This window comes from Massilia sp. (genome assembly GCF_031995545.1).
Taxonomy (GTDB): domain Bacteria; phylum Pseudomonadota; class Gammaproteobacteria; order Burkholderiales; family Burkholderiaceae_D; genus Telluria.
Genome location: NZ_DAMAGA010000048.1, coordinates 1 through 11,159, shown reverse-complemented (window position 1 = coordinate 11,159; position 11,159 = coordinate 1). Strand labels below are relative to the sequence as shown.

Genomic DNA, 11,159 nt, shown 5'->3' with positions numbered 1-11,159 from the left:
TAACCAGCTGAGCTATATCACCGCAACGACCGATATTATCGGGCGCGACAGGTTATGTGTCAAGAATGTGTGATGGTCTGCGCGAAAATTCTTGATGCGATGTCATTTCTCTAACGTCGCAAGGTGCGCCATCATCGCCGCCGCCGGGTCCGGTCCCAGGCAGTCGATCACGATCCGGTCCGGCATCGCGCGCAGCCAGGTGATCTGGCGCTTGGCCAGCTGGCGGGTGGCGATGATGCCTTGTTCGCGCAGCGTGGCGCGGTCGATCCTGCCATCGAGGTAATCCCAGGTCTGGCGGTAGCCGACGCAGCGGATCGACGGCAGCGTCGGCGACAGGTCGCCCCGCGCGCGCAGCCTGGCCACTTCGGCCACCAGTCCGGTGTCGTCGCGCTGGCCCAGCATCTGGTCGAAGCGCAGCGCGATGCGTTTGTGCAGCACGGCGCGCTCGTCGGTCTCCAGCCCGAACGAGACCAGCTCGAACGGCAGCTCGGGTTTCGCCCGTTTGGCCAGCAGCGCCGACATCGGCTGGCCGCTCAATGCGATGATTTCCAGCGCACGGTTGATGCGCTGGGCGTCGTTCGGCGCCAGCCGGTCGGCGGTGATTGGGTCGAGCTCGCGCAGCCTGGCATGCATGCCAGGCCAGCCGATGCGTGCGGCCTCAAGATCGAGCGCGGCGCGCAATGCGGGATCGGCGCCCGGCAGGTCGTCGAGCCCGTCGACCAGGCCCTTGAAATACATCATCGTGCCGCCCACCAGCAGCGGCAGCGCGCCGCGCGCCTGGATCTCGCCCACCAGGCGGATCGCGTCGGCGCGGAACTGGGCCACCGAATAGGCGTCGAGCGGGTCGATGATGTCGATCAGGTGGTGCGGCACGCTGGCCAGTTCTTCGCTGCTTGGCTTGGCGGTGCCGATGTCCATCTCGCGGTACACCAGGGCCGAGTCGACCGAGATGATCTCGACCGGTCGGTCTTGCGCAATGGCCAGGGCGGCCGCAGTCTTGCCCGACGCGGTTGGGCCCATGATGGCCACGGCCAACGGTTTGTTCGTCATAGTCTTTACTGGCCGCGCAGGAACAGCTTGTCGAGCGCGGAAATTTCGAGTTGGACCCAGGTCGGGCGGCCGTGGTTGCACTGGTCGGCACGTTCGGTGCTTTCCATCTGGCGCAGCAGGGCGTTCATTTCGGGGACGGTGAGGATGCGGTTGGCGCGCACCGCGGTGTGGCAGGCGAGGGTGCCTAGCAGCTCGTTGCGCCGTTCGATCAGCACGCGCGAGCCGCCGTATTCGCGCACGTCGCGCAGCACATCGCGCGCTAGCGTCTGGGCGTCGGCGTTTTTCAACAGGGTCGGCACGCTGCGTACCGCCAGCGTGGTCGGCGACAGCGCGGCGATGTCGAAGCCCAGCGTTTTCAGGGTGTCGGCATGGTCCTGCGCAGTGGCGACCTCGATCGCGTCGGCATAGAAGGTCACCGGGATCAGCATCGACTGCACCTGCATTTCCTGGCCTTGCGCCTGGGCGTCGAGCGCGTTCTTGATCTGCTCGTACAGGATGCGCTCGTGCGCCGCGTGCATGTCGACCAGCACCAGGCCGCGCGTGTTCTGGGCCAGGATGTAGATGCCGTGCAGTTGGGCCAGCGCGAAGCCGAGCGGGAAGTCGTCGTTCGACAGCGGGCGCTCGGAGGCGGACAGCGGCACGGCGCCCATGGCGCTGGTCGAGGTTTCCTGCACCGATGGCGCCGCAGCGCGGTCGCTATCGTTCGACGCGAACAGCGCGCCATACGCCTCGGTACGCTGCGCCACGCCACCGCCTGTGCTCGGATCGTCCCAGCGGCTGCCGGGCGCGAACGGCGATGGCGAGAAGGTCGGCGACAATTGCGTGCCGAACGAGGTCTGCTGGTGCGGCCGCATCGGCGCCTGCGCCGGCGACTGCGAGAGCTGCCACAGCGGCGTGCCGCTCGGGCGCACTTCGGCCGCCGTGATCGGCGCCGGCACGCTGCCGTGCGCGGTGGCCGAGGTCTGCGCCAGCGTGCGCTGCACCGCATGGAACACGAACTGGTGCACCGCGCGGCTGTCGCGGAAGCGCACCTCGATCTTGGATGGGTGGACGTTGACGTCGACCAGCGCCGGATCGAGATCGAGCGACAGCACGTAGCACGGGAAGCGATCGCCGTGCAGCACGTCCTGGTAGGCGGCGCGCACCGCGTGCACCAGCACCTTGTCGCGCACGAAGCGTCCGTTCACGTAGAAGAACTGGCCGTCGGCGCGCGCCTTGGACGCGGTCGGCAGGCCGACGTAGCCGTGCAGGCGCAGCGGGCCGGCCGATTCGTCCAGCACCAGGCGCGCTTCGGCGAAGTCGCTGCCCAGGATCTGGGCGCTGCGCTTGGCGTCTTCGCTGATGTTCCAATGATCGATGGTGCGGCCGTTGTGCGACAGGCTGAACGACACGTCCGGACGCGACAGCGCGATGCGGCGCACGACCTCGGCGCAGTGCCCGTATTCGGTCTGTTCCGACTTCAAAAACTTGCGCCGCGCCGGGGTATTGAAGTACAGGTCCTGGACGTCGATGGTGGTACCGAACGCGCCCGAGGAGGGCGCCACCGTGCCTTCGTGCGAGCCGACGATCTCGAAGGCGTGCGGCGAATCCGGCGTGCGCGAGGTGACGCGTACTGCCGCCACCGAGGCGATCGAGGCCAGCGCCTCGCCACGAAAGCCGAGGGTACCGACGTTTTCCAGGTCTTTCAGCGAGGCGATCTTCGACGTCGCATGGCGCGACAATGCCAGCGGCAATTCCTCGGGCGGAATGCCGCGCCCGTTGTCGGTGATGGCGATGCGCTTGACGCCGCCTTCTTCCAGGCGCACGGTGATCTGGGTCGCGCCCGCGTCGAGCGCGTTTTCCAGCAATTCCTTGACCACGGCCGATGGCCGTTCGACCACTTCGCCGGCGGCAATCTGGGAGATGAGCTGATCGGGGAGCTGCTGGATGGGACGGCGGGTCAGGTCAGGGGCGTTCATCCCCAGGATTATAGCCCGACCTCGCGCACCGGAATCGGCGCGTTGCACACGTCGATGTGGCCCGCCGCGCGCTTGGTCCACGGACCGCCGCGGTTGCGTTGCGCTTCCACCACCGCCTGGAACGAGGCGCTGTCGGTGCGCATCACTTCCAGCTTACTGCGCTCGGCCTGCGGCACGTCGGCGGCCAGGCGTACGCTCGCGATCGGGGTGCGCTGCTCGGGCTTGTCGTAGAAACCGGCGGCGGCGGTGCCGCGCGGGACCACGGTCAGAAGCGGCATGCCCCACACCACGCGCCCGACCACGGTGATATTGCGGTCCAGGTGGCGCGGCGCGTGGCCGATCACGGTGTAGAGCTGCGAGCCGTTGCCGGTGTCGGCGCCATTGTCGCGCGCCACGCCGACGGTGGCGTAGCAGTGCGGAATCCAGGTTTCGTTCGTGGCCGGGTCGCGCGCGGCCGGGAAGCCATTCACATGGCCGACTTGCGGCGCGTAGACGTCGGCGTCTTTCAGGCGGGTGAAGCTGCCGGCCGCCTTGATCGGCGCGGTGAACTCGGCCTTGACGGTGGTGGCCGCCTTGAACGGTTTCGGGTTCTTTTCGTCCGCGTTCGGGTCGCCCCACTGCACCACGAAGCCGTCCTGGGCGCGGATGATGGCCAGGCCGTCGAAATAGCCTTCGCGCACCAGGGCGCGGATGTTGGCGGCCGTGTTCGGGGCAAATGCGGGAGCCAGTTCGATCACCACGCGGCCGGCCGGCAGTTCCATGTACAGGGTGTTGTCCGGGTCCAGCGCGCGCCATTCGGCCGCCTTGGACGCCTTGACCACATCGGCCACCGAGGGCTTGGGCGGCAATTCTTTCTCGATCTTGGCGGCGGCGTGTGCAGCCGGCATGGCGAGCAGTGCCGCACAGATGGCGGCGGCGTGAATGGTGGTAGAACGTCCCTGCATCCCGGTTCTCCTTATTGTTGGTTCACTCTTGAGATAACTGAGTGATTGTAATCCAAGCCATTTTTGACTTGCCGAAATGTCTTGAATATCTTTCCTAATCCGCAGATCCGGCAAATTCTCACCATTTGTTGCTGTAGCGCACTCAAGTTACGTCCCCGAAGTCCGATAACGGGAGGGTATGCCCACTCACTGGAACACCATGCGTAACCTGATCGCCCCCTTCGCCTTCGGCCTGGCCCTGGCGGCTACGAATGCGACCGCGAGCGAAGCCGCTCCGAAGTCCGCCAAACCTGCCGCCGAAGCCGCCAAGCCGGCTGCTGCCGCCGTCGCCTCGATCAAGCCGAACCTGAAGCTTGCCGCCGCGACCCCGGCCGCCGCCTCGCCGACCGCCGCCGCGACCAAGTCGGAAGACGATGCCGAGGTCGACCTGTCGGTCCGCATCGCCGAGAAGCTGGCCGAGCTGCGCGCCAAGCAGGCCCTGCGCGCCGAGGAAGCCGCGCGTGCGCGCAAGATCAACGAAGCCAAGCGCCGCAAGGAAGCCGAAGCCGCTGCCGCCGCGGCCGCCGCTGCAGCGGTCGCCGCCGCCAAGCCGAAGAACGGCACGCACTGGACCTATGAAGGCGAGTTCGGCCCGGAGAACTGGTCCAAGATCAACACCGCCTGGGCATCGTGCAACACCGGCAATCGCCAGTCGCCGATCGACCTGCGCGACGGTCTGAAAGTCGACCTGGAGCAGGTGACCTTCGACTATCACCCGAGCTCGTTCAACGAGATCGACAACGGCCACACGATCCAGGTCAACGTCGCGGGCGGCAATTTCCTGACCGTGGGCGGCACCACGTACGAGCTGCAGCAGTTCCACTTCCACCGTCCGGGCGAAGAGCGCATCAACGGCAAGGGCACCGAGATGGTGGTGCACCTGGTGCACAAGAGCTACGACGGCAAGACCGCCGTGCTGGCGGTGCTGCTGGAGCGCGGCGTGGCCAATCCGATGATCCAGACCGTGTGGAACAACCTGCCGCTGGAAAAGCTGACGGTCGTCACGCCGTCGATCGTGCTCGACGTGAACGAGATCCTGCCGGCACGGCGCGACTACTTCACCTACATGGGCTCGCTGACCGAACCGCCATGCACCGAGAACGTGCTGTGGATCGTGATGAAGCAGCCGATGACGGCCTCGCCGCAGCAGATGGCGCTGTTCTCGCGCCTGTATCCGTTCAATGCGCGGCCGATTCAGCCGAGTAATGGGCGGATGGTCAAGGAATCGATGTAAGCGGCATTTGGCGAGGCGGCTAGCTGTCTAAACGTGCCATTGCTGTCGTCTGGTGATGGATTTTCTGCAAGGACAGTCATACAGACAAAACTAAGCGGCCATGAATGAGACTGGTGTCTCTTTCGTTATCTCGCACAGCAGCGCTTAACCGACGCTTGCCGACTGACTCCCGATCAGCTTGCACCCACACTCTGTTGTGCATCCTTCGACAGCGGCAGGTAAGCCGTTGACAGTGAAGGATTTGGAGGCAGTTACAATTTTGTTGATTCCATGCGGCTTTCCTCCAGGGTAGACCTGTGGGCAACTCACCCGATCCCCTAGTCTCGCTATTGCACGGCCTCCGACGTCGTGACTTGCGGACCCGCTGATGACGGTTCCACCGTGGTCGGTTTTATCGCCTACTGTGATTATTTTCAGTGGCATCTCTTGTTCCTTAAGAGTTGATGACGTTAGTAGGTCGGCACGCCATCTCGCTCGGGCTCGACCGCGTCCTGGATGCTGTTCCATGCCGGTAGTTCTGCAGGAGGTAACGGTACTACCTGGTCCAGCCGGGTCAGTTTCAGGTCGGGGTTGAGCTCCAGCGCATCTGAAATCTGGTCGTACCGGTTCTTGCGTTCAGGATCAGGCAGTATTCCCAATTCTTTAAATGCATCCCGATCCTGCTTTTCAAGCAAATTCCACTCTTTAGTGTCAAACATTTGTCTTAGGACTACTGCCGAAAACTTACTGCCGAACCTCACTCCTGCTTGGTAATACGTCAACGCTTTTCTAAAATCTCTGTTATATTTTGCTGTGCCTCCAAGATCGTAGGCTGCCGGGCCATGACCTTGTTTATATGCACACATTATCATTGCTTCCTCAGCTTCCCAACGCCTAACTTTCACGTAAGCGCTCGCTAATGCCATCTGCGCGTCCGGACTGCCGAGCTCTGCCGCCTTTAGATAATAGGCCCATGCGATCTGCTCATCCTGCGTAGCGTTCCCATAGCCTTGCTCATGCGCAACTCCGAGATCGTAGTAGCCCCAGGCCTGGCCTGCCGCGACGGCCATGCGGACAATCTCGACCGATTTGTCGAGATCGATATCAAGCACATGGTTTGAATCGAGAGGGCCGAGGCCAGACCGGTAGAAGTGAGCCAACAGCGCGCGCGCGCCCCAGTCGCCCTGATTTGCAGCCGCTTGCACATCGTGGAAAATACTTGTGAATTGTTGGCGTGTCAGTTGCCAGGCGATTTTGCTGCGCCACAGCTTGCGGGCGTTAATGTAGAGCTGGTAAGCAGCTTGATCGCGTGTTTTAGGCATGGTGTCCTTCCACCGTCCGCAGGTCGGGATCGGGCCGTTGACATCGAACGGTCGCAAGCCGGCGGGGATCGTATGCGTCTTCACGTACTCCAGATGCTTCGCAAAGCTATAGCCTTCAGCCACGGCAGCAAGCGTTGCATAAACAAGAATGAATCGTCGGCGTACAGAGAACATGGCAAATAGAGCGTCTGAATTCGATCCGGTTGATAAAGGCCGTGTTAATAGGTCGGTGGAGCATCCGACTCGGGTTCGACCGCGTCCTGGATGCCGTTCCATGCAGGTAGTTCTGCAGGAGGTAACGGCACTACTCGGTCCAGCCGGCTTAGTTTCAGGTCAGGGTTGAGCTCCAGTGCATCTGAAATCTGGTCGTACCGGCTCTTACGCTCAGGATCAGGCAGTACTCCTAATTCTTTTAATGCGTTCTGATCCTGCTTTTCGCGTGAATTCCACTCTTCGATGTCGAATATTTGTCTCAGTACTGCAGCAGAGCCCTTGCTTCCGAATCTCGTCCCGGCTTGGTAATACTCCAAAGCTTTTGCGAAGTTCTTACGAAGGTCGGCTTTAATACCGAGTTTATGAGCCGCCGGGCCGTGATCTTGATTGTATGCGCACATAATCATCGCTATCTCGGCATCGCGTCGTTCTGCTTTCTGGTAAGTGCTCGCCAAGGCCATCAGCGCATCTGGACTGCCTAGCTTTGCCGCTTTCAGATAGTAAGCCCACGCGACTTGCTCATTCTGCACGGTACCTCCATAGCCTTGCTCGTGAGCGACACCGAGATCGTAGTATCCCCAAGCTTGGCCAGCCGCGACGGCTTCGCGGACAATGTTGACTGATTTATCCAAGTCGATATCAAGCACGTGGTTGGAATCAAGGGGACCGAGGCCGGATCTGTAGAAGTGAGCCAACAATGCGCGTGCCCCCCAGTCGCCTTGACCGGCTGCGGTTTGTACGTCGTGAAGAATGCTGAGGAATTCCTGGCGCGTTAACTGCCATGCAATTTTGCTTCGCCATAACTTACGAGCATTGATATAGAGATCATAGGCGGCTGGATCGCGAAATTTCGGCATTGTATCTTTCCAGCGACCGCAGGTCGGGATCGGGTCATTCACGTCGAAAGCCTGCAAGCCAGAGGGAATTGTTTGCATTTTCAGGTGCTCCAGATGTAGTCGAAAAAAACAGGCCCCAGTCACGATGGCGGCCAATGCACCAGCGATATAAACGTATTGGCGGATTTTCTCTTTCATATCAAATGACCGGGAATCCGGGTTGCCTGTCGACATGGAATATAGCGACTTGGCCAGACAACGGTAATCTGTCTGCCATTGCATCAGTGTTTCTTTCCATCAGATTCAGCCATTTATCGAACGTTTCTTTCATATCGCCGAACTGTGCCGGCCCGGCATCATTGGTGCACTGTGCGAACAATCTCTTGCGCAAGTCGAAAGCCACATCCATGGCCTGGCTCAGCAAATTAAGTTCACTGTCTAGCGCCATGCTGCGCACGTTCAGGTTGGCCGATCCAACAGTGAAGGCCGCATCGTCCACGATTGCTACTTTGGCGTGGATGTACGTCTCTTCGTAATCCTCCGCGGATTTCGGTTGGGCAGCGCCGCTCCACATCGACGCCATGAGTGCTTTTATCCCTCTTTCCGCCAGCTCGTCTGCAGTAATCGGAGCCTTTTTCTTGCTGCGCTTGGCGCACTCCAACGCTCTCGCATGCTCGGCCACCATTGTTTCGCTGCGCCCAAGCTGTCTGGCGATGTCATAAGTCGCAAGGTCCATGCCATCGGACTCTGGTGTCGAGGTCAAAATGAATACGTAGATGGGTTTGGTGTAGCCTGCTTCACGCAGCTTCGCCGCACATTTCGTCAGATGGGTTACCCAGTCCTCATACTGGATGTACTGGTTCTGGATGAAGATGTAATGCTCGGTGAGCCGCGTCAGGTTGGCGTAGCATTCCTTGATCGATTTTTCCTTGTACGCAGGGTAGGTGCGCATGAGCTGAGCGCTGTGCTGACCGCCGCGCAGGATGAAATCGGCTGCCCTGATGTGCCTCCTGCTTTGCACGAGCGCAGGCGCGCTCTCCGGTTTTTTATCAATCGCCCTGGCCACGGCGAGTGTTGCCTTGACCATCAGGCCTGGCGGCGTCATCCAAAGGGCATTCATCAAAGTTGACGAGGCTGCCTTGGCCTCCGCCCAGCCGTAGCAAAAATTATGATTCAGATCGCATAGAACAGGACCCTGCACCCGCAACGAGACGTCCTGATAGGGTTTCGCGATAAAGGCATATTCTTTTGCAAATTCAGCGAGTCGCGCTGCCCTTCGTCGTCCCGTTGGTTGCCCACCCAAGTCCCGTCTCATTTGTTGATCGTACAGGTCGCCCACTTCGTCCATGATGCTGTCCAACTGGCCCACTGCCTCGGCCGGATTTCTCTTGTAGAGAGTTTCACGGCGCACATCACGGAAGCGATGATCGACTGTGTCCCAGAAGTCGGTCGTCGAGTTATGTCCCATGACGTAGCCAACAGCGCGGTCAGGCGTTTCGTAATCGATCAGCACCATTTTCTGGTGGTGCGTGGGGTAGATAGACCCAATGGTGCCCATGAAGCTGCTTTTGTAGTTCTCGTCCTCGAGCGCCGGCCCTCGGAGATTGAGCGCAACTTCGCGGACCTGCAGCATGATGTTTGGCACCTTGCCCGCGATGACTTCGTCGAACCAATCGCGGTTGTACTGATCGTGCGAGTCACCGAAAAATCCGGCGTAGCCGCCGATTGTCGGAATGCGGCCGCCGTAATATCCCGGGTTATTTTTCACATGATAGTAAGTGGCAGCATCGTCGTGCCAGAGGAGCAGTCGCACCGCAACCGGATTCTCTTTACGGGTCGCAAGCTGCTTGAGCAAGTCGCCGTAGCGCACTCCGTCTTCGGCTCCGCCATTTCGTACCAGCACCATGCCCGGATCAAATCCCCAGGTGATGATGTCCACGCTGCGTTGGGCCTTGAGCAGATCATCTCTTATGCTCCGGAACACTTCCTCGCCGCAGATAAGCGGTTCAATACGGCAGGCGTGGCGAGGTGGGTAAGCGCCGTGCTTGCTTGTCCTTACCCACCAGGGTTTGGACAAGCACTGGTAGGGGCCTACTGTCTTGTTGTAGCTGAGTTTCTGTTTGTACAGCCCAGCATTCTCGTCCATTCCCATATGCTTCCTTTCAAAACAAGCTGATTGCCTCCTGTCGCCTGCGGTAATTCAGGCGCGGTCATCGGACCAGGGGTTGGCATCGATCCGATCCTGGTTCAGGGTTACTTCGTCCTCGGACAAGAGCCCGCCAGGGTTCTCGTAGCCGTGGTATCCCGCGCCGGCGTTGATTTCGTGTTGCTCGACATAGTCACCCGCCGCGATGTCGAAAGACTGACCGGTTGGAAGCTCGACCTTGTACTCTGCGGCGGCATCGAGTTCATGTGCGAACTGGATGTTTCCCTTGTCGTCAATTTGTCCCTGCTCCACCATCGCCCCACCCTTGAACAGTTTGAAGGGCAAGCCGGCACTGGTCCGTCCTGCGGTTTCGGCATGGCTCCCGATGTGGAGCGCAGCACGGCCTTTGCGCAGTACATCGGCCACTGGTGGCATGTTGACGGCCATCTCTGCGTTCTTTGCATTGACCAGACTGTGGCGGGCAGCGTGCGCGACGAAGGTGCCATTGGTGCCGTGTTCGATGCCGCCGGCAGCAAATTTCACGTAGCTGCCACCGCCGTTAATGACGACCTCTTCCTTGGCATTGATCGTGATCCGGTTTGCCGTGTGCGTGATTTCCAGCTTTGCCAATAGCTTGATGTTGTCTGACAGTGCCTGCAGATCGATGTCCCCCGCCGCTGCGACCATCTTCATACCGGCCTTTTGCACGAAGAGACGGAAGGATTGGCGGATGCTGGCAAAGAAATGCGTGCCGGCAGCTAGAGACAGGCTTTTCCCGGTCGTGAACGCCGTGTGACAGTCGCTGGCGATGTGGGTGTCGCCAGCAGTCGTGGTTGCGATGCCGGCAGCACTGGCGACCACCAAATGCGGCTTGGTCAGTTCAGGGAAGCTGCCTGCTTTTGCATTCGACCCTTTGACGGATTCGTTCTGTCCTTGCAGGACTGCAGCAACGTCGTCCTGATTGTCGACTGGCTCCTGTGCGCCGTTCTTTTGCGCGATCTCCGCCAGCAGTTGATGCTGTTCGGCTGAGAGGGCCAGGCGGCGCGAGGTCTCGTCCATGTCCTTGATCGGCCCGCGCCCGGCCTGCCGCGCTTCGGTCGTGATCAGAAGTCCCCTGGCGGCGCGCGCCACGCCATGGCCATCGGTGCGCAGCTCCCAGCCTTCACCGCGTGCGTCCTTGCGGCCAGTGTTGTCTTCGATACGCGTAATGTGCCCAAGTGATAGCTGGCTGCACTGATGATCGCTTTTGAGCTGGGCCTGGATCCTGTCTTTCGTATCGTCGAGGACCAGATGATTGCCGCGCGTCCCGCCGCCAAGCTCCCGGCTGCGCAGGCCGGCCAGTGCCTGCTGTTCCGGCAGCGACCATGGCGGCATGTTCGCATGGTTGTAGAGCGCGCCGAGAACGAGCGGATGGTCGATGTTCCCGTTCGGATAGACA

At 60.8% G+C, this 11,159-nt stretch carries 9 protein-coding genes and 1 tRNA gene (1 of these 10 running past the window's edge); 1 reads left to right on the top strand and 9 read right to left on the bottom strand.

Going from position 1 to position 11,159, the window contains the following annotated elements; all coding sequences use genetic code 11:
- The 4 genes from RTQ83_RS21950 to RTQ83_RS21935 form a co-directional block, all read right to left on the bottom strand.
- Nucleotides 1-22, bottom strand: a tRNA-Met gene (locus tag RTQ83_RS21950) (it extends 155 nt beyond the left edge of the window).
- Between the two features lie 80 nt (nucleotides 23-102).
- Nucleotides 103-1,050, bottom strand: a complete 948-nt coding sequence (gene miaA / locus RTQ83_RS21945) for a tRNA (adenosine(37)-N6)-dimethylallyltransferase MiaA (RefSeq protein WP_312519443.1) — start codon at nucleotides 1,048-1,050, stop codon at nucleotides 103-105.
- A gap of 5 nt (nucleotides 1,051-1,055) precedes the next feature.
- Complete coding sequence (gene mutL / locus RTQ83_RS21940; protein WP_312519441.1) at nucleotides 1,056-3,008, bottom strand: DNA mismatch repair endonuclease MutL; 1,953 nt, start codon at nucleotides 3,006-3,008, stop codon at nucleotides 1,056-1,058.
- A gap of 8 nt (nucleotides 3,009-3,016) precedes the next feature.
- On the bottom strand, nucleotides 3,017-3,952 hold the full coding sequence (locus RTQ83_RS21935; protein ID WP_312519438.1) for a peptidylprolyl isomerase: 936 nt from the start codon (nucleotides 3,950-3,952) through the stop codon (nucleotides 3,017-3,019).
- 199 nt (nucleotides 3,953-4,151) lie between these two features.
- Here RTQ83_RS21935 and RTQ83_RS21930 point away from each other — a divergent pair, with 199 nt between their 5' ends.
- A complete protein-coding gene (locus tag RTQ83_RS21930; RefSeq protein WP_312519435.1) occupies nucleotides 4,152-5,225 on the top strand; it encodes a carbonic anhydrase family protein in 1,074 nt (357 codons plus the stop codon).
- 144 nt (nucleotides 5,226-5,369) lie between these two features.
- On the opposite strand, the gene RTQ83_RS21925 is transcribed toward RTQ83_RS21930, so the two are convergent.
- The 5 genes from RTQ83_RS21925 to RTQ83_RS21905 form a co-directional block, all read right to left on the bottom strand.
- A complete protein-coding gene (locus tag RTQ83_RS21925) occupies nucleotides 5,370-5,648 on the bottom strand; it encodes a PAAR domain-containing protein (protein WP_312519432.1) in 279 nt (92 codons plus the stop codon).
- A gap of 26 nt (nucleotides 5,649-5,674) precedes the next feature.
- Nucleotides 5,675-6,700, bottom strand: a complete 1,026-nt coding sequence (locus RTQ83_RS21920) for a DUF6396 domain-containing protein (RefSeq protein WP_312519429.1) — start codon at nucleotides 6,698-6,700, stop codon at nucleotides 5,675-5,677.
- 44 nt (nucleotides 6,701-6,744) lie between these two features.
- Nucleotides 6,745-7,773 (bottom strand): DUF6396 domain-containing protein, encoded by a 1,029-nt coding sequence (locus RTQ83_RS21915; protein WP_312519427.1) that lies wholly within the window; start codon nucleotides 7,771-7,773, stop codon nucleotides 6,745-6,747.
- A gap of 1 nt (nucleotide 7,774) precedes the next feature.
- Entirely contained in the window at nucleotides 7,775-9,721 is a 1,947-nt protein-coding gene (locus RTQ83_RS21910; protein WP_312519424.1) for a phospholipase D-like domain-containing protein, read from the bottom strand.
- Between the two features lie 54 nt (nucleotides 9,722-9,775).
- On the bottom strand, nucleotides 9,776-11,159 hold a 1,384-nt coding region (locus RTQ83_RS21905), incomplete at its 5' end, for a DUF2345 domain-containing protein (RefSeq protein WP_312519421.1).

What these genes read in the sequence shown, in the direction of transcription:
- miaA (WP_312519443.1), bottom strand. Translation starts at nt 1,050, where the DNA reads ATGACGAACAAACCGTTGGCCGTGGCCATCATGGGCCCAACCGCGTCG.
- RTQ83_RS21915 (WP_312519427.1), bottom strand. Translation starts at nt 7,773, where the DNA reads ATGAAAGAGAAAATCCGCCAATACGTTTATATCGCTGGTGCATTGGCC.
- RTQ83_RS21910 (WP_312519424.1), bottom strand. Translation starts at nt 9,721, where the DNA reads ATGGACGAGAATGCTGGGCTGTACAAACAGAAACTCAGCTACAACAAG.
- RTQ83_RS21930 (WP_312519435.1), top strand. Translation starts at nt 4,152, where the DNA reads ATGCGTAACCTGATCGCCCCCTTCGCCTTCGGCCTGGCCCTGGCGGCT.
- mutL (WP_312519441.1), bottom strand. Translation starts at nt 3,008, where the DNA reads ATGAACGCCCCTGACCTGACCCGCCGTCCCATCCAGCAGCTCCCCGAT.
- RTQ83_RS21925 (WP_312519432.1), bottom strand. Translation starts at nt 5,648, where the DNA reads ATGCCACTGAAAATAATCACAGTAGGCGATAAAACCGACCACGGTGGA.
- RTQ83_RS21920 (WP_312519429.1), bottom strand. Translation starts at nt 6,700, where the DNA reads ATGTTCTCTGTACGCCGACGATTCATTCTTGTTTATGCAACGCTTGCT.
- RTQ83_RS21935 (WP_312519438.1), bottom strand. Translation starts at nt 3,952, where the DNA reads ATGCAGGGACGTTCTACCACCATTCACGCCGCCGCCATCTGTGCGGCA.